General features: G+C 59.3%; 14 protein-coding genes. 1 reads left to right on the forward strand and 13 read right to left on the reverse strand.

Annotated features, from left to right (window positions below; translation table 11 throughout):
- Positions 1-41: 41 nt before the first annotated feature.
- From DTF_RS0113865 to DTF_RS0113925, 13 genes are all read right to left on the reverse strand, one after another.
- Positions 42-1,187 carry an acyl-CoA dehydrogenase gene (locus DTF_RS0113865; RefSeq protein ID WP_027715798.1) on the reverse strand — a complete coding sequence of 382 codons (1,146 nt, stop codon included), beginning with the start codon at positions 1,185-1,187 and terminating at the stop codon, positions 42-44.
- A gap of 118 nt (positions 1,188-1,305) precedes the next feature.
- Positions 1,306-2,463, reverse strand: coding sequence for an acyl-CoA dehydrogenase family protein (locus DTF_RS0113870; RefSeq protein WP_027715799.1), 1,158 nt, complete (start codon positions 2,461-2,463; stop codon positions 1,306-1,308).
- Positions 2,464-2,588: 125 nt separating this feature from the next.
- Positions 2,589-3,371, reverse strand: a complete 783-nt coding sequence (locus tag DTF_RS0113875; RefSeq protein ID WP_027715800.1) for a universal stress protein — start codon at positions 3,369-3,371, stop codon at positions 2,589-2,591.
- A 43-nt stretch (positions 3,372-3,414) separates the two neighbouring features.
- On the reverse strand, positions 3,415-4,611 hold the full coding sequence (locus DTF_RS23605) for a CaiB/BaiF CoA-transferase family protein (RefSeq protein ID WP_081702979.1): 1,197 nt from the start codon (positions 4,609-4,611) through the stop codon (positions 3,415-3,417).
- 16 nt (positions 4,612-4,627) lie between these two features.
- Entirely contained in the window at positions 4,628-5,179 is a 552-nt protein-coding gene (locus DTF_RS0113885; protein WP_027715801.1) for a DUF6125 family protein, read from the reverse strand.
- A gap of 242 nt (positions 5,180-5,421) precedes the next feature.
- Positions 5,422-6,657, reverse strand: coding sequence for a phenylacetate--CoA ligase family protein (locus DTF_RS0113890; protein ID WP_027715802.1), 1,236 nt, complete (start codon positions 6,655-6,657; stop codon positions 5,422-5,424).
- Between the two features lie 14 nt (positions 6,658-6,671).
- Positions 6,672-7,493 carry an ABC transporter ATP-binding protein gene (locus DTF_RS0113895; RefSeq protein WP_027715803.1) on the reverse strand — a complete coding sequence of 274 codons (822 nt, stop codon included), beginning with the start codon at positions 7,491-7,493 and terminating at the stop codon, positions 6,672-6,674.
- Between the two features lie 104 nt (positions 7,494-7,597).
- Positions 7,598-8,842: an ABC transporter substrate-binding protein gene (locus tag DTF_RS0113900; RefSeq protein ID WP_027715804.1), complete on the reverse strand. Its 1,245-nt coding sequence runs from the start codon at positions 8,840-8,842 to the stop codon at positions 7,598-7,600.
- Positions 8,843-8,953: 111 nt separating this feature from the next.
- On the reverse strand, positions 8,954-10,018 hold the full coding sequence (locus tag DTF_RS0113905) for a branched-chain amino acid ABC transporter permease (protein WP_027715805.1): 1,065 nt from the start codon (positions 10,016-10,018) through the stop codon (positions 8,954-8,956).
- Positions 10,019-10,021: 3 nt separating this feature from the next.
- Positions 10,022-10,915 carry a branched-chain amino acid ABC transporter permease gene (locus DTF_RS0113910; RefSeq protein ID WP_027715806.1) on the reverse strand — a complete coding sequence of 298 codons (894 nt, stop codon included), beginning with the start codon at positions 10,913-10,915 and terminating at the stop codon, positions 10,022-10,024.
- A 57-nt stretch (positions 10,916-10,972) separates the two neighbouring features.
- Complete coding sequence (locus DTF_RS23610; RefSeq protein ID WP_081702997.1) at positions 10,973-12,970, reverse strand: long-chain fatty acid--CoA ligase; 1,998 nt, start codon at positions 12,968-12,970, stop codon at positions 10,973-10,975.
- Positions 12,970-13,782, reverse strand: a complete 813-nt coding sequence (locus DTF_RS0113920; RefSeq protein WP_027715807.1) for an ATP-binding cassette domain-containing protein — start codon at positions 13,780-13,782, stop codon at positions 12,970-12,972. Before DTF_RS0113920 ends, DTF_RS23610 begins: the two co-directional genes overlap by 1 nt.
- 249 nt (positions 13,783-14,031) lie before the next feature.
- On the reverse strand, positions 14,032-15,804 hold the full coding sequence (locus DTF_RS0113925; RefSeq protein ID WP_027715808.1) for a sigma-54-dependent Fis family transcriptional regulator: 1,773 nt from the start codon (positions 15,802-15,804) through the stop codon (positions 14,032-14,034).
- 397 nt (positions 15,805-16,201) lie between these two features.
- On the opposite strand from DTF_RS0113925, the gene DTF_RS27285 reads away from it, so the two are divergent.
- Positions 16,202-17,524 (forward strand): cobalamin-dependent protein (locus DTF_RS27285; RefSeq protein WP_226989348.1); only part of this gene is annotated, 1,323 nt, incomplete at its 3' end.

Consider the following 17,524-nt stretch of genomic DNA (forward strand, 5'->3'; position numbering starts at 1 on the left):
AACATTTTTGATCAGCCTGGGAAAACCAATTATTCAACAGTTCAACGGATCAGAGCCGCGCTGATGACTATCCGTTGCACCTCATTGGTCCCTTCATAGATCTGGGTGATCTTGGCATCGCGCATCATCCGCTCGACCGGATAGTCGCGAGTGTACCCGTAGCCGCCGAACACCTGAACCGCCTCGGTGGTCACACGCATGGCCACGTCCGCGGCGTACATCTTGGCCATCGCCGATTGTTGACCGTAGGACAGCCCGGCGCTGGCCCGGTAGGCCGACTGGTAGACCAGTAATCTGGCCGCCTCGATCTCCGTCGCCATGTCCGCCAGTTTAAACTGGATCGCCTGAAAGGAACTGATCGCCTGGTTGAACTGTTTGCGCTCCTTGGCATAGTTCAGCGCCGCCTCAAAAGCGCCCTGGGCAATTCCCAGCGCCTGTGCGGCGATGCCGATGCGGCCGCCGTCGAGGGTCTTCATGGCGATCTTGAAGCCGGCCCCTTCCTCGCCGAGCAGATTTTCCGCCGGAATCCGACAGTTTTCGAAGACCAGTTCCATCGTCGGAGAGGAGCGGATGCCCATTTTCTTTTCCTTCTTGCCGAAGTTGAACCCCGGGGCGCCTTTCTCGACGATAAAAGCGCTGATGCCGTGGTGCTTCTGCGCGTCCTTGTCGCTGCGGGCGAAGACCACGTAGATTTCCGCGTCGCCGCCGTTGGTGATGAAGGTCTTGCTGCCGTTGAGCACCCAGTGGTCGCCGTCGCGCACAGCTGTGGTCCGGGTACCGCCGGCATCGGAGCCGGCCGAGTTTTCGGTCAGGCCGAAAGCCCCGAGTTTGCTGCCATCGGCTAACGGCACCAGGTATTTTCGCTTCTGCTCTTCGGTGCCGAACAGAAAAAGCGGGTTGGCGCCGAGAGAGAGGTGGGCCGAGAGGGTGACGCCGGTTGAGGCACAAACCCTGGAAAGCTCTTCGACAGCGATGGCGTAACTGATGTAGTCGGCGCCGGCGCCGCCATACTCTTCCGGGAAGACAATCCCGGTCAGTCCCAGCTCGCCGAGCTTGTCATACATCAATTCCCGATCGAAACGCTCTTCCTCGTCCCGCTCGGCAACCCCGGGGGCGATTTCCGCTTCGGCGAATTCCCGAACCATCTGCCGCATCAGTTTGTGCTCATCGGTCAATTCGAAAATCATCGTCCCGCTCCTTTTGGGTAAGATTTGAAAATCGTCAACCGCAGAGGGCGCTGAGAACGCCGAGAAGACCGGTTTGACTTTTTTTCTCTGCGTGCTCCGCGTGCTCGGCGGTAAAACGTCATGAAAAACTCCGCAACAACTCCCGGGCGATGATCAGCCGCTGGATTTCGCTGGTACCTTCGTAAATCGAGGTGACCCGGACGTCGCGGCTGTAGCGCTCGATTGCGAAATCCACGGTGTAGCCGTATCCGCCGAAAATCTGCATCGCTTCGTAGCAGGTGCGATTGGCGCTTTCCGTGGCGAACAGTTTAGCCATCGATGCCTCTTTGCTGAAACTGCGTCCCTGTTCCTTTTTAAAGGCTGCGTTCATCAGCAGCAACCGGGCCGCTTCCAGGTCCGTGGCACAGTCGGCGAGCTTCCACTGGATCGCCTGGAAATCGGCGATCTGCTGATCGAACTGTTTACGCTCCAGGGCATAGCGGGTGGCTTCTTCCAGGGCGGCCTCACCGATACCGAGGGCTAAAGAACCGATGCCGATGCGGCCGCCGGCGAGTTCGCCGACGGCGATGCGGAAGCCGTCGTTCAGTTTGCCCATCAGGGCGTTTTCAGGGATGCGGCAGTCCTGGAACAGCAGCTCATTGGTCGCTGAAGCGTGCTGCCCCATCTTTTCTTCCTGTTTGCCGATGGTCAGTCCCGGCGCGTCCTGCTCGACCAGGAAACAGCTGATCCCTTTTCCCTTCGGAGCCGTTTTGTCGGTGACCGCCCAGACGACGAAAACTCCGGCGTAGGGCGCACTGGTAATAAAAATTTTGCTCCCGTTGAGAATCCACTGCCCTCCATCGAGCACTGCGCTGGTGGTCATCCCGGCCGGGTCCGAGCCGGCTCCTGTCTCAGTCAGGGCAAAAGCGCCGGCCAGGAACTCGCCTGAGCAGATCTTGGAGATGTACTTTCGGCGCTGCTCTTCATTGCCGACCGCCTGGATCACCTCACAGATCATGTTGCTGACCGAGACGGTCACCGCAGTCGACGCACAGGCGCGGCCGAGTTCGGTGAGGGCGACCGAGAAGGCGACCGCGCCGGCTTCGCTGCCGCCGTACTCTTCGCGGGCATTCAGCCCCATAAAGCCGAGTTCCGCCAATTTCCGCAGGTTGGCGAAAAACACCTGCCGGTCGCCGCCGCGATCCAGTTCCGCGGCCACCGGGGCCAGTTCGGCGCTGGCGAACTGGCGGGCGGTATCCTGAATCAGTTTTTGTTCTTCGGTCAGGTCAAGGTTCAATTCTTTTTCCTTCCATCACATAGTCCGGAGGCACTGGGAACACCCTTAATTATAACTTCCAGCCTTGGATAATGGACTTTTTCCGGTGACTTCTGTTTTTACGGCCAAAGTGCCAGGAGGGCGGATCAACTCGACATCAGCACCGGCACGGTCATCTGCCTGAGCAGGTGGCTTGCCAGCGGCGCCAGTTGAGCCGAAACCATCCCGCCGCAGACCAGCAGATCGATCGCTTCGTCCGCCGCCCGGTTGAGCAGGGCATCCCCCAGCCCGATATCGGCAATCATCCGGTTCTCCAATTTTGCCGCGACACCATGATGCTCGAGATATCCTTCGATTTTGCTCAGGGTCCGATCGTTTTCTTTCCACTCGTCATTATTGCTCGATAAACTGATCAGGATGACTTCGGAGGCGCGGGTCAAGAACGGCAGCGCATCCGTGATCGCTCTGTTCGACGCGCGACCGGCTTTCCAGGCGACCATCACCCGCTTTCCGAGTGACCGGAAATGACCGGCAAAAGGGATGGTGATCACCGGGCGGCCGGAGTAGAGGATCAACTGGCCCGGAAGGTCGCGCGGGGGAGGTGGTTGGTTGCTCGGCTGGCCGATAATGCACAGGTCGGCGTAGCTGGCCTGATGGGTGAGGCGGGTGCTCAGCGGCAGGATGGCTTCAACCTCATCGGATTCTGACCAGATCAGGTTGACTCCCGCCGTCGCAGCCTTTGCGGCGCAGTCTGAACGAGTCGCGTCCCGGAGCTCCTTTTCGCCAGCCTGCAGTAGATAATGAGTGGTTGTTGTGAAATAGCAGGTCAGATGGGCCTGATGTCTCTTTGCCAGGGACAGAGCCAGTTCGAAACGGTTCGCACTCTGAGGGGTCTGATCCAGGTGGACCAGGAAGTTTTTCAGGGACATGTTCCTCTCCTTCACCGCTTATGCTGCCGTTGCCTTAGGGCTTTCATGATTCGGATCCGGTACCTGCTTGATGCATGGCGGCCATTTCATTTTTCCCTCCATCGTCAGGATCAGGGGAAAGTGAAACCCTCGCCCAGTCGCGCAGAGCTTGGGCAGGCGCTACCTGCTGCAGCGGGAGTCGCGGCGTCGGCGGTCGGTCGTCGATCCAGGCCGGGAAGAGGGCATCGTACCCTCCGCCGGTTCCCCGGGACTGCAGCAGCTGTCGCTGCCGCACCTGTGGGTGGGCGGCGACCTCGGGATGCGTGAGGATCGGCTCGAAGCAACAATCCACCGCCGCAAAACGCTGCTGCCACACCGCCAGGGGAGCGCGGCCGAAAAGCTCCCGAACCTCCGCAATCAGCTGCGTCTGCGGCAGCGGCTCCTGCTGGCGGGTGATCCAGTCCGGGCGGTCGACGGTGGTACAGAACCGGCGCCAGAATTTTTCCTCGATCGCACCGAGGGCGACAAAGCGCTCGTCAGCGGTCCGGTAAATCTGGTAACAGGCCGCCCCGCCGGTCAACAGGTCCCCTCCCCGGGCGAAGGCCTGCCCCGGGCGGGCGGCGGCTGTCAGGGCGAAGGATTGCCAGGAGAGCGCCATCTCAAAGAGGCTGACATCGATGAAGGTTCCTTTCCCGGATCGCTCCCGCCGCAGCAATGCGGCGAGGATGGCGGTGGCGGCTTGCTTGCCGGCGGCATAGTCGCAGATCGGGGGAAAGGGGATGACCGGCGTCTCGACCGTTCCAGTCAGACTGAGCATGCCGCTCATGGCCAGGTAGGTCAGGTCGTGTCCGGCTCGTTCCCGGCAGGGGCCGGTCTGTCCGAAGCCGGAGAGGGCGCAGTGGATCAGCCGGGAGTTAAGCTCCTGCAGCCATTCCCGGCTGAACCCGAGCCGAGCGAGAACGCCGGGGCGGAAGGATTCGAGGAGCACGTCGGCGGCAGCGAGCAACTCCGCCAGGACCGCGCTCCCGGCTTCGGTCTTCAGGTCGAGGTGGAGAACCTGCTTGCCGGCATTGACCTGCTTGTAGAACGGGGAGACGCCGTCCTCGTCCAACAGGATGAAACGGCGCATCGGGTCCCCGTCCGGCGGCTCGATTTTGATCACCTCGGCACCGAGATCGGCGAGCAGCTGGGTGGCAAAGGGGCCGGGCAGATACTGGCTGAGATCGAGCACCCGGATTCCGGAGAGACAGTCGCTGAGCATCAACCCACCATCCTCATCAGCCCTGCAAGCTGAATTCCCAGGCGCACCAGTACTCCTCCGGGTGGGCATCGGGAGGGCAGGCGAGGCAGCGGGTCTGCAGGCGCGGATCGATGGTGCGGGCAAACTCGCTGTACTCGACGATTCCGACCGATTTGCAGGGAAAATCGGCCAGCCCTTTGCGTTTGCGCGCCGACTGGACGCGACAGTCGTCCATGCGGAACACGGCCCTGGTCTCGCTCACCTCCAGCGTCTGCTGCAGGTTGAGGCGCGCGTAGAAGCGGTGTTTGAGACATTCGATCAGGGCCGGAATGCCGCCTCCCGGTTCGATGCCGAGACGCGCCATGATCCGCTTGGCCTCGATCACGGTGAACTTCTCCCAGGCGTCACGGTCGGCATCGATGGCGATATCCATGCCGTAACGCGCCTCCACCGCCTGAAACCAGAGGCCGTCGTGGGCCAGCCAGTTCTTGGCGTCATCGCAGATAATGTCGATCAGTTCTTCCTTGCTGAGGCTGTGCAGCAGGCGGATACCTTCATCGAACAAGGGCTGGGCGGTAGTCTCGGACATGTCTTCCTCCATCTTGTTCTTTATGGTGGGGACGACCCTTGGGTGCGCCCTTGATTGGCAATCAATGGCGGACCCACGAGCTCCGCCCCGACAGGCAAGTTTCCGAGCCGGAAACGAGGAATTTTTCGCCGTGGCAAGGAAATCAAGGGGTTGCGCGGAGGCGTACATCAGTACGCCGCACAAGCAAGCCCGCAGATTGACGCCGCCACGGCGAAAAAGGGCCGTTTCCGGTCGGAAACCAGCTATGCCACCGAACGCTGATCGTCGATCACTTTGCCGTCGTTCGGCAATTCTCCCTGCCCGACGAAGACGACTTCGCCGCGCAGTTTGCAGATATCGCGGATCGTTTCAGCCAAGGCTTTATTCAGGCCGTCGGAGATCTCGGCGGTTTCACACTGCAGAACCATCCGATCGAGATCATTCTCGCGACTGACCACCAGACGACCTTTGCGGATTCCCGGGTGGCGGTGCAATATTTCGGCAACCTGGCTCGGATGGACGAAAAGGCCGCGGATTTTGGTGGTCTGATCGGCGCGCCCCAGCCATCCCCGGATGCGCATGTTGGTCCGTCCGCAGGGGCTGTTTCCGGGCATGACCGCCGACAGGTCGCCGGTGGCGAAGCGGATCAGCGGGTAGTCCGGATTGAGACTGGTGATCACCAGTTCGCCGACTTCTCCCGCCGGGAGCGGATCACCGGTGCCGGGGCGGACGATTTCCAGGATGATCCGTTCATCAACGATCATTCCTTCGCGGGCCGGGGATTCGTAGGCGATCAGGCCGAGGTCGGCGGTGGCGTAACATTGCAGGCAGTCGATGCCGCGTTCCCGCCAGGCATCGCGCAGGGACGGAGGGAGGTATTCTCCGGAAACCAGGGCTTTCTTCAAACTGGACAGATCGGTTTTCAGTTCGTCCCCTTTGTCGAGGATGATCTTCAAAAAGGACGGGGTGCCGACATAACCGACAGGACGCAGGCTGTTGATGGTCGCGACCTGCAGTTCGGTATTCCCGGTTCCGGCAGGAATGACCGTGCAGCCCAGGGCATGGGCTCCTGATTCGACCATGGCGCCGGCCGGGGTGAAATGGTAGGAGAAGCAGTTGTGCAGCAGATCGCCGCGGCGGAAGCCGGCGGCGAACAGGGTCCGCCCGAAACTCCAGAAATCAGTCCGATTGCTGGCCGGCTCGTAGATCGGTCCGGGTGAAACAAAGATGTGGGTCAAATCCGGAGAGCCGATTCCGGTCAGCCCGGCAAAAGGCAGCCGCTGCTGCTGTTTTTCACGCAGCTCGCACTTGCGGGTCAGCGGGAGCTTCGCCAGTTTTTCACGACTGTCGATCGGCTGATCGAACTCGCACAGCAGCTCCCGGTAGGCCGGGGCGGTTTTCCGGGCATGTTCGATCTGACGCCCCAGTTGCTGCATCTGCTCGGATTCGCGTTCCTTTGAGCCGCGGGTTTCCAGGTGATCGAAATGATTGTCGTGCATCGAAGCTCCCCTCTTTACATCCAGCGTTTACGCCGCTTGTACGATTTGAGATTTTTGAAAGACTTGCGCTCCTGATCACCGCCGGCCAGGTAGAATTCCTTCATGTCTTCGTTGTTGAGCAGTTCCTGCGCGGTGCCGTCGAGGACGATTTTCCCCGATTCCATCACATAGCCGTAATTGGCGCTGTGCAGGGCCATGTTGGCATTCTGCTCGACCAGCAGCATGGTAATCCCCTGCTCCTTGTTGATGGTGCGTATGATGCTGAATACTTCCTTGACCAGCAGCGGCGCGAGACCCATGGAAGGTTCATCGAGCAGAATCATCTCCGGGCGGGCCATGATCGCCCGGCCGATCGCCAGCATCTGCTGCTCGCCGCCGGACAGGTAGCCAGCCAGGCCGGTGCGTTCCTTGAGACGCGGGAAATAGTGGAAGACCTTTTCCATATCGTCCTTGATCTTCCTGTCCTTGCGGGTATAGGCGCCGAGGCGCAGGTTTTCGATGACCGTCATGTCTTCAATGATGCGACGTCCTTCCATGACCTGAAAGATCCCTTTGCGGACGATTTCATCGGGGGCACGGTTGGCGATGTTCTCGCCCATGAACTCAATGGCCCCGCGGGTGACCTTGCCGTCCTCGGTTTTCAGCAGGCCGGAGATCGCTTTGAGGGTCGTCGATTTGCCGGCGCCGTTCGGGCCGAGCAGGGTGACGATCTCTCCCTTCGGCACATCGAGGCTGATGCCCCGCAGGACCAGGATCACCTCATCGTAAACCACCTCGATATTGTTGATCGAGAGGACGATTTCTTTCTCTTCAACCTTGGCGGCGGGTTCGGCCATGGAGAGCTCCGTAAGATCGAGTGACGGGTAACGAGTGACGAGTGACGAGCTGGATGGACGGTTTAGCTGTCCCCCTTTACTCGTCACCCGTCACTGTCTTCAATCTACCAGCCGAGCCATTCGGAACGGCGCGGCACCGCGATGGTGGCCTGCTTGTTGAAAGTGAAATCGCCCCCGTTGTAGTCGGTGGTATAGACCGAAACCTCAGTGGTTCCGCGATGATCTTCATTGGTCCAGGTGGAGGGTTTGCAGACCCCTTCCAGGCCGGCGGGGACATGGCCCTCCATCTGTTCCATGGCTTTCTTGATATTCGGGCCGGTGATGCCGCCCTGCTTGTCGGCCATCTCCATCGCGTCCTTCATGAAGTAAACGGCACAGACACCGCGCATATAGTGCAGGTTGCGATAGGTTTCGCCGGAGGGATCGGACACTTTGGAAATGGTGCGCACCATTGCCATTCCAGGGGCGTCATCCTTCCAGGACGGTGAGCCGAGAGGGACGGCGACGCCATTGCCGGATTCCCCGGCGGCTTTGATGGAGTTTTCGTCCCAGCCCCAGACGTTGGCCAGGAATTGGGGTTTGGCGCCGACCGTGTTGCAGGAATTCAACAAGGAAATATTGGAGCCGGCGGTGTTGCCCATGTAGGCGTAGTCTGCCCCGGAGTCCTTCAGCGTCAGGCACTGGGCCTTGGCATCACCCGGCTTGAGATCGTAAACGATCGGATTGAGGACTTCAAAACCGAGTTCCTGAGCGTATTCCGCGCAGGCTTCCTTGGGGGCGTTGGGATAAGGATGGTTGGCGCCCATGTGGATGAATTTGGGCTGGCCGGTTTTGCCTTTGCTCTTCCAGTCATCAGCAGCCCACTGCACCAGGCCGCGGCAGGTATCGGAATAGGAGGGTCCGTAGAAGAAGTTGTAGGGGGCCGGAGACTTGGTCCGGGGGGATTTTCCGGTCGGATCGGTCAGGTGCCCGGAGTATGACGCCGAATAGTAGGGGATTTGATCCGTGGCGACAAACTGAACGAGAGCTTCGGTATCGGCGGTTCCCCACCCCTGAATGGCAACCGGCTTGAGGTCCGAAATCCATCTTTTGTAGGTGGCGATGGCCTGGGGCGCCTTGTAGGAGTAGTCAACGGTTTCAAAGGTGAGTTTCTTGCCGTTGATCCCGCCTTTGGCGTTGATGTACTGCATGGCGTCGGCCACGCCGTTGCCGTAGGGAATCCCGACGTCCGAGGTCGGTCCGGTGTAGCAGGCCAGGTGTCCGACGGGAATGGTGTCCGCCGCGGCTGCCATGGTTGAGAAACCGAACATTGCCAGTAATACGATCCCACAGAGTAGCGATTTGCGCATGACGTGTTTCCTCCTTTTCATTCGTTGATGATGCTTTTCAGGCCGCTCGGGGCTCCCCCGCAGAGCAACTCATGCTCACGAACAACGCATGCCCGGGACGATTCCTTCGGTTCAATAGGAGAACGGATACAATTTCCAGTAATTCTTGATCATCTTCCAGCGATGGGAGAGCCCGTCCGGCTCGAAGATTAGGAACAGGATAATGGCCAGGCCGATGGCCATCTCTTTGATGTAGGCGAGGGCCTGGGTGAGTGCGGTGCTGTTGCTGCCGACCAGATGAACGCCGAATTCCATCACCTCGGGGAGCAGAACCATAAAGACGGTGCCCAACATGGCGCCCATCACCGATCCCAACCCGCCGATGATGATCATGCCGAGAAACTGGATCGACAACAGGATGGTGAAACCTTCGGCCGAAACGAAGCCGAGGTAATGGCCGAACAGGGCGCCGCCGATGCCGGCGTAGAAAGAGGAAATGCCGAAGGACAGGATCCGGTATTTGTTCAGATTGATCCCCATGATCTCGGCGGACAGGTAATGGTCGCGGACAGCGACGAAGGCGCGTCCGTCGCGGGTGCGCAGCAGGTTGGCGCCGAGCAGGTACATCACCACCACGTAGAACAGGACGACGTAGAAATAGGAACGGTCGGTATTCATGACAAAGCCGAAAACACTGAACGGATTGGCCATGGCCCCGGCGGAGCCGCCGGTAAACCAGTCTGCCCGCGCGAAGAAATCCTCAAGGATGTATTGGGACGCCAGGGTGGCGATGGCCAGGTACAGCCCCTTGATGCGCCCGGCGGGGATGCCGACGATCAGGCCGATCGCCATGGTCATGAGTCCGGCCAGGGGGATGCAGAAAAAGACCGGAATGCCGGAGGTGTTGCTGAGCCAGGCCGAGGTAAAAGCGCCGAGGCCGAAAAAAGCTGCATGGCCGAGGGAAATCTGGCCGGTGAAGCCGACGACGATGTTCAGCCCCAGCGCGGCAATCCCGTAGTAGCCGATCTGAATCAGCAGGTTCAGCTGATAGGCGCTGGAAAGGAGCGGTGTCATCAGCAGAAGGAGCACGGAAACCACGGCAACCCGGCGCGACATCGGGGTCGGAAAGACGGTCGTGTCCTGCTGGTAGGTTGTGCGGAACTCGCCGCAGCGCATCCGTGAATGAGCAGAAGCCATGGCTTAAATCCTCTCGATATCTTTGGTGCCGAACAGACCGTAAGGCTTGATCATCAGGATGATCACCAGCGCGTAGAAGGGGGCGATGTTGTACATGTTGCCCAGGTGCAGCCATTGGCTGTCGAAGAATTCCGCCATGTTCTCAAGCACCCCGATCGTCAGGCCTCCGACGATCGCACCGACGATCGAATCGAGGCCGCCGAGAATAACCACCGGAAAGACTTTGATGCCGAAAAACGACAGGGCCGAGGAGACGCCGTTGACCATGCCGATGACCACTCCGGCCAGGGCCGAGACCACGGCGGAAATGGCCCAGGCCGCGGCAAAGACGTGCTTGACCGAGATGCCGAGGCTCTGCGCGATCTGCTGGTTGAACGCGGTGGCACGCATCGCCAGGCCCATGCGCGAATGTTTGAAAAAGATGTAGAAGCCGACCATGATAATGAGTGAGACGATGATGCTCATGATGTAGGCCGTTTCGATCTGCAGTCCGCCGATATTGACCGATTGGGTATCAAAAACCGGCGGGAAGGACTTGGTGTAGCCGCCGAAGATCCAGGAGATCAGGGACTGGAAGAACATCGACAGGCCGATGGTCACCATGATCACCGAAATGATCGGTTCGCCGATCAACGGGCGCAGCACCACCATCTGCAGCAGAATGCCGAAGACCGCCATGAACGCCAGGGTGATCGGGAAACCGACATAAAAGGGGAGCTCGAAATGCACCAGCAGCGCCCAGCACGTCCAGGCGCCGATCAGCAGGAATTCCCCTTGTGCGAAGTTGACGATCTGCGTCGACTTGTAGATCAGCACGAAACACATCGCCACCACACCGTAAAGGGTGCCGACGATCAGGCCGTTGATCAGCAACTGGGTGAAGAGTTCGAAGTTCATGGATCGCTCCCTGAGAGGTTCAAGGTTCGAGGCCCGAAGCCAGGGCCAAAGGTTCGTTTATCCCGCCGCTCGTTCCCTGGAGCAGGATGTCTCCTCGATATCCGGATCGAGATCATCCGACTTTCCCTCAGGGCATTTTTCATCGGTGCCGGGGTTGAGATCGACGACCCTCACATCGGTCTGAACCCGCGACTTGTTGCCGTCCTGGAAGGTGATCACGGTATCGATGTGCACCTTCTCCTGGCCGGCGTAGACGGCGTCGATGATCTCGGCGTATTTTTCCTTGATCACCCCTCGCCGGACTTTGCGGGTCCGGGTCAGCTCCCCGTCGTCGGCATCGAGTTGTTTGTAGAGCAGCAGAAACTTACGGATTCTCTGCACCTCCGGAAGGGTGTCGTTGACCGATTCGACCTCTTTACGAATCAGGTCGTAGATCTTCGGCTGCGCCGACAGGTTGATGTAGTTGGTAAAGGCGATGTCGCGCTGCTCGGCCCACTTGGCGACAATTTCATAGCGGATGCAGAGGATCGCCGACAGATAGGGGCGTCCGTCCCCCTGGATCACCGCTTCGGCGATAAACGGTGAGAACTTCAGTTTGTTCTCGATGAACTGCGGTGAAAAGCGGGAACCGGTCGAGGTTTCGGCCAGATCGGAAATCCGGTCGATGACCACCAGGTGACCGTTCGGCTGTTTGAAGTAACCGGCATCGCCGGTGTGCATCCAGCCGCCCTCAAGGGTTTCGGCGGTCGCTTTTTCGTTATTGAAGTAGCCGCTGAACATGCCGCGGGTCCTGGCCACCACCTCGCCGACGCCGTTTCCGTCCGGGTTGTCGATGCGCACCTCGGCGGTTCTGAAGGGAATGCCGACACTGTCGAAATCGACATCATCCGCCTGGTGGATAGTGTACGCGCCGCACAGTTCGGTCTGCCCGTAAAGCTGGCGCAGCGGCACGCCCATGGCGAGAAAGAATTTGAAGGTGTCCGGCCCAAGGGCCGCACCGCCGGTGGCCGCCGAGCGCAGGAAGGTGAACCCGAGTCGGTCCTTCAACGCACGGAACAGCAGCCAGTAGGCCAGTTTCGATTGCGCCTCGCCGCGTTCGGCCGCCTGCCGGGCCAGTTTCATGCCGATCCGGTACATCTGCTGCTTGAACCAGGTGGCGTCCATCATCTTCGCCTTGACGTCGGCGGCGATGCTTTCCCAGACACGTGGGGCCAGCAGTACGAAGGTGGGGCCGATCTCGCGCAGGTCCTCCATCATCGTCTCCGGTTCCTCGACGAAGTTGACGATCTGGCGGCTGATCAGAGCCTGGGCAACGGCGTAGACCTGCTCCATGATCCATGGCAGCGGCAGCACCGAAACGTAATTGTCGGTCGGAAATTTGGGGTCGGAGTGCAGATAGTCGAGGCAGTGCTCCAGCATCGGACCGCACTGCAGCATCGCCAGTTTCGGATTCGAGGTCGTTCCCGAAGTCGGACAGAGGATGGCGACATCCTTCGCCTCTCCCGCTTCGACCAGCTGCCGATAGAGTTCCGGCTGTTCTTTATCCAGTTCTTCGCCGAGTTTCATCAGGTCGGTGTGGCTGAGCAGCCTCGGGTCATGGTATTTGCGCATGCCGCGAGGGTCGCAGAAGATGATGTGTTTGACGCACGGACACTGCTCGGTAATGTCGAGCACTTTGTCGACCTGTTCCTCGTCCTCGGCGATGATGATCTTCGCCCCGGCATAGTTGATCAGGTAGGCGACTTCCTCGTTGAGGGAGTCCTGGTAGATGCCGAAGATCATCGCCCGCAGGGCATGGGCGGCAATTTCACCGACGACCCACTCTGGGCGGTTGTCGCCGATAATGCCGACCGAGTCCTCCTTGCCGATCCCCAGCCGGTGCATTCCCAGGGCAAACAGCTTGACGAGCCGATGGTAGTCGGCCCAGCTGTATTCGTTCCAGATGCCGAACTCCTTCTCCCGCAAGGCAGTCTCATTCGGCCAGTTTTCGGCATTGTAAAGCACCAGCTTGGGGAAGGTATCGTAACGGCTGATATCGGCGTATTGCGCTTTCATCATGCCACCTCCGCCTGCCGGCTTTCATCTGTGTCATCCTCGCCCAGATAGGCCTTTTTGACCCGTTCGTCGGCCATCACCTCCTCGGGGAGACCGGCGGCAATTCTGCGGCCGAAATCGAGCACCATCACCCGGTGGGAGATATCCATGACCACACCCATGTCATGCTCGATCATCACCACCGTCATTCCCCATTCCTCGTTCAGATCGATGATGTAGCGGGCCATATCCTCCTTCTCTTCCAGATTCATTCCGGCCATCGGTTCATCGAGCAGGATCAGCTCCGGCTTCAGGGCGACGGCGCGGGCCAGCTCGACCCGTTTGCGCAGTCCGTAGGAAAGAGTGCCGGCAATCGATTTGCGGATGTGGGCGATTTCGAGAAAATCGATGATGTCCTCGACCTGACGTCGATGGTGAAGCTCTTCTTTCTGGGCCGGGGAGAACCAGTAGAGCGGCCCGCTGAGGAAGTTGTTCTTCAACTGGTTATGGCGGCCGACCATGATGTTGTCGAGCACGCTCATGTGACTGAACAGCGCCAGGTTCTGGAAGGTTCGGCCGATCCCGAGCTTGCAGCGCGTGTTGGGGGCTAGGCCGATCAGTTCCTGACCGTTGAAGCGGATAGATCCGATGTTCGGCTGGTAACGACCGGAGATGCAGTTGAGCAGTGAGGTTTTGCCGGCCCCATTGGGGCCGATGATCGAGAAGATTTCCCCGCGACGGACATCAAAGCTGACGTCGGTCAAGGCGTGTACGCCGCCGAACGAAAGCGATATGTCGCTCACCTGAAGCAGGGTCGGATCGGACATGGGCATTCCTCCTCTGTCGTCGATTGCTGCCTTACTGTTGGTCACAGCGTACAGATCAATGGGTTAGTCACCAATCAATTGGATTAGACTGCAAGGGGAATACCAAACACTGTTCTATGAGGTGGGTGGGATGGGTAAGTACTCGTAAATAAATCAAATCAAGAATTAAATTAGTTTTCTTTACTTGTTTCCTTGGTGGATTTCGCCGTTTTCAGTGTCATTCCAGTTAACACTGTTGTGGTTTGTTGTCAGGGCTCACGTCAAATTGAATTTCTGCAGTTTCTTGTACAGCCCCGGCCGGGAAATGCCGAGGAGGCTCGCGGCTCCCTGTTTGTTGCCGCCTGTTTTTTCGAGGGTTGCTTTGAGTAATTGCTGTTCCAACTCTTCCATGATTTCCTGCAGGGGTTTCTGGCCGACGCTGCCCAGCAGGTCCGGCGAGGGGAGGGATAGTGCGGGTTTAAGGAACTGAGGGCCGAATTTCAGGCGGATGTATTGCGGCAGGTCGGAGGCTTCGATCAGGGGTCCGGCAGTCATGTTGAAGGCGCTTTCGATGATGTTGCGCAGTTCGCGGATGTTGCCGGGATAGTTGTAATGTTTGAGCATCTGCCAGGCATCCTCGCTCAGTCCCTGAATCCCGAGGTCGAATTCGTCGTTGAAATTGTCGATGAGGTGTTTGGTGATGAAGTAGATGTCCTCGCGGCGTTCGCGCAGGGGGGGGATGTCAAGGGCGATGACATTGAGTCGGTAGTAGAGATCGGTGCGGAATTTCCCCTCGGCGACCTGCTGCTCCAGGGCGACATTGGTGGCGGCGACCACCCGGATGTCGAGCTTGCGGGTGCGGGTGCATCCCAGAGGGGTGACTTCCTTCTCCTGCAGGACCCGCAACATCTTGGCCTGCATGTGCGACGGCATCTCGCTGATCTCATCGAGGAATATCGTGCCGCTGTTCGCCTGCTCAAATTTGCCGACCTGTCCACCTTTGCGGGCGCCGGTGAAGGCGCCGTCGGCGTAGCCGAACAACTCCGCTTCTATCAACTGTTCCGGAATGGCGGCACAGTTGACTCGGACGAAAGGAGCATAGCGACGTTTGCTGGCGGCATGAACGGCATGGGCGAACAATTCTTTGCCGGTGCCGCTTTCCCCGGTTAAAAGGACGTTCGAAGGCCGCTGCGCGATCCGCAGCAGTTTTTCTTTCAGGTCTTTCATCGCAGGGCTGTGGCCGATGATGCTGTTGCAGTCGTACTTGAACTCTTGCACGTCGCCTTTTTTGCGTTTTCTGTCGTCCGCGGGGCGAGAGACATAGACCGAGAATTTTTCCGCCAGGCGCGAGAGTTCATCGATGTCGTGGAAGAGAATTTTCCCCAGGCCGCCGATCAACTCACCGTCTTTATACAGCGGGTAACGACTGACCACGGCATTGTTTCCGTTCAGAAGGTGCGGTTCGGCGATTTCGGCTTTACCGCTGTTCATCACGGCCGGCAGCCGCGAGGGGTTGGAGTTGGGGTAGGCGGAGTGAACGTGCTTGCCGATCATTTCACTGGCGCGGATCCCCAGGATGTCGGCGAAGGACTGGTTGATCAGAGTGATGATCCCTTCCCGGTTGACCAGGATCAGGCTGTCTTCGTGTTGGAAGCATTCAGGTTTGAAGGCCTGCAGAAGGTCCGGCATTTCCGCCGACAGGGTCGCACGCTGTTCGTGACGGTAGATTGCCAGGATGCCGCCCTGCGGCTTGTCATTCTTTTCGATGGGGGAAAAATCGCAGAAGTGTTGACGGCCGTCGATCAGGATCGGCTGCCCCTTGAAACAGAAATTCTGCATGATCAGGGTTTGCAGATAGCCGAGTTTAAGGGGTTGATTCAGTTTCTGGCCGAGCAGTTGCTCGGGACACGCGCCGAGCAGTCTACGGCTCTCTTCATTGCAGTTGGTGATTCTGTGGGTCTGATCGAATACCAGGATCAGGCAGTCGGAGTTGTTGGTGATACCGTTCAGTGCGAACCCGGCTGACTTGATCTGTTCGGCAATGTTCATGATTCCCCCAGCCCCGGTTTTCTGCCACGGAACAACTTCATTGTTGTTTTCGGGCGGTCCCTGCTAAGGATAACACATCGTTCTATTAATGCCATAGATTAATATTTGGTTCATGGAACGAATCTTTTAATGTCGGTCAGTGCCGCCGCATTAAGACTTTTTGGCCGTTGTTTTTGTTTTTACTCGCTTTGCGGCTGTCTCCATCCGTTTACAGTCTGTTTCGATCAGGGGAGCCGCCATGCGGCCCAGAAGGTGGATAAACCCCTGAAAGAGCAGGGTTGGGGTCATGGCATGGCTGTTGCAAAACAGTGTTCTCTAATATTGGTGATGTTCAATTCCGCTTTTTCAAATGCAGAGTCGGTGCAGCTTGGACCATGCGCTGAAAAGGAGTGAGTCGATGCAGACCGAGGTTTATCAGAGTGAAAACAGGATCCGTTTTGTTACCGCCACCAGTCTGTATGACGGGCATGACGTTTCGATCAACATCATGCGCCGCATGCTGCAGGACTCGGGGGCCGAGGTCGTTCACCTCGGCCACAACCGGTCGGCCGACGAGATCGTCACCGCCGCCATCCATGAGGACGTCCAGGGAATCGCGGTAAGCTCCTACCAGGGGGGGCACCTGGAGTTCTTCAAGTACATCCATGACCTGTTGCGGGAGCGCGGCGCCGGCCACATAAAGGTCTTCGGCGGCGGCGGCGGCGTGATCATCCCTGATGAGATCAAGGAGATCGAGGCGTACGGCATCTGCAAAATCTTCTCCCCCGAGGATGGGCGCAAGATGGGGCTGCAGGGAATGATCAATCACAAGCTCGCAGCATGCGACTTCCCCACCCCGCGGCAGTCGGAGGAGGACCTGGCGGCACTGCGCGCGAAGAACCCCCAGGCGGTGGCCCGCCTGATCACCGTGGCCGAGGAGTCGTTGCGGGAGCGGCCGCCGCAGGTTGCGGCGCGCCTCGAGAAAGTCCGCGAAGGAGCGAAGGACGTCCCGGTCCTCGGCATCACCGGGACGGGGGGGGCCGGCAAGAGCTCTCTCACCGACGAGCTGGTGCGGCGCTTCCTGCGCGACTTCCCCGACAAGCATCTGGCCATCCTCTCCGTCGACCCGACCCGGCAGCGCACCGGCGGGGCGCTTCTCGGCGACCGCATCCGCATGAACGCCATCGACTCGCCGCGGGTCTATATGCGCTCCCTGGCCACCCGCGATTCGCGCTCGGAGCTCTCGGCGGCCATCGTCGACGCCCTCGACATCCTCAAGGCGGCCGCCTACGACCTGATTATCGTCGAGACCAGCGGCATCGGCCAGGGAGATGCCGGCATCGTCAAGGTCTGCGATGTCTCCCTCTACGTCATGACCAGCGAGTTCGGCGCCCTGACCCAACTGGAGAAGATCGACATGCTCGACTTCGCCGACCTGGTGGCCCTGAACAAGATGGAGAAGAAGGGATCCGAGGACGCCCTGATCAACGTGCGCAAGCAGGTGCGCCGCAACCGCAAGCTCTTCGAGGCGCCCGACGAGACGATCCCCGTCTACGGCACCATCGCCAGCAAGTTCAACGATCCGGGGACCAACGTCCTCTACCGGGCGCTCATTGGGGCCATCAACGCGAAGAAGGGTACAGACTGGAGCTCCTCCCTGGAGATCGTCGAGCGCCGGAGCCGCCGCCATCATATCATCCCTCCCGAACAGGCCGGCTATCTGGCCGAGATCGCCCGGATC

It is taken from the genome of Desulfuromonas sp. TF, from assembly GCF_000472285.1.
In the GTDB taxonomy this organism is placed as follows: Bacteria; Desulfobacterota; Desulfuromonadia; order Desulfuromonadales; family ATBO01; genus ATBO01.

Bases quoted from the DNA above. Each gene is read 5' to 3' on its own strand.
- DTF_RS0113865 (WP_027715798.1), bottom strand. From the start codon at position 1,187: ATGATTTTCGAATTGACCGATGAGCACAAACTGATGCGGCAGATGGTT.
- DTF_RS0113875 (WP_027715800.1), bottom strand. From the start codon at position 3,371: ATGTCCCTGAAAAACTTCCTGGTCCACCTGGATCAGACCCCTCAGAGT.
- DTF_RS23605 (WP_081702979.1), bottom strand. From the start codon at position 4,611: ATGCTCAGCGACTGTCTCTCCGGAATCCGGGTGCTCGATCTCAGCCAG.
- DTF_RS0113885 (WP_027715801.1), bottom strand. From the start codon at position 5,179: ATGTCCGAGACTACCGCCCAGCCCTTGTTCGATGAAGGTATCCGCCTG.
- DTF_RS0113890 (WP_027715802.1), bottom strand. From the start codon at position 6,657: ATGCACGACAATCATTTCGATCACCTGGAAACCCGCGGCTCAAAGGAA.
- DTF_RS0113895 (WP_027715803.1), bottom strand. From the start codon at position 7,493: ATGGCCGAACCCGCCGCCAAGGTTGAAGAGAAAGAAATCGTCCTCTCG.
- DTF_RS0113900 (WP_027715804.1), bottom strand. From the start codon at position 8,842: ATGCGCAAATCGCTACTCTGTGGGATCGTATTACTGGCAATGTTCGGT.
- DTF_RS0113905 (WP_027715805.1), bottom strand. From the start codon at position 10,018: ATGGCTTCTGCTCATTCACGGATGCGCTGCGGCGAGTTCCGCACAACC.
- DTF_RS0113910 (WP_027715806.1), bottom strand. From the start codon at position 10,915: ATGAACTTCGAACTCTTCACCCAGTTGCTGATCAACGGCCTGATCGTC.
- DTF_RS23610 (WP_081702997.1), bottom strand. From the start codon at position 12,970: ATGAAAGCGCAATACGCCGATATCAGCCGTTACGATACCTTCCCCAAG.
- DTF_RS0113920 (WP_027715807.1), bottom strand. From the start codon at position 13,782: ATGCCCATGTCCGATCCGACCCTGCTTCAGGTGAGCGACATATCGCTT.
- DTF_RS0113925 (WP_027715808.1), bottom strand. From the start codon at position 15,804: ATGAACATTGCCGAACAGATCAAGTCAGCCGGGTTCGCACTGAACGGT.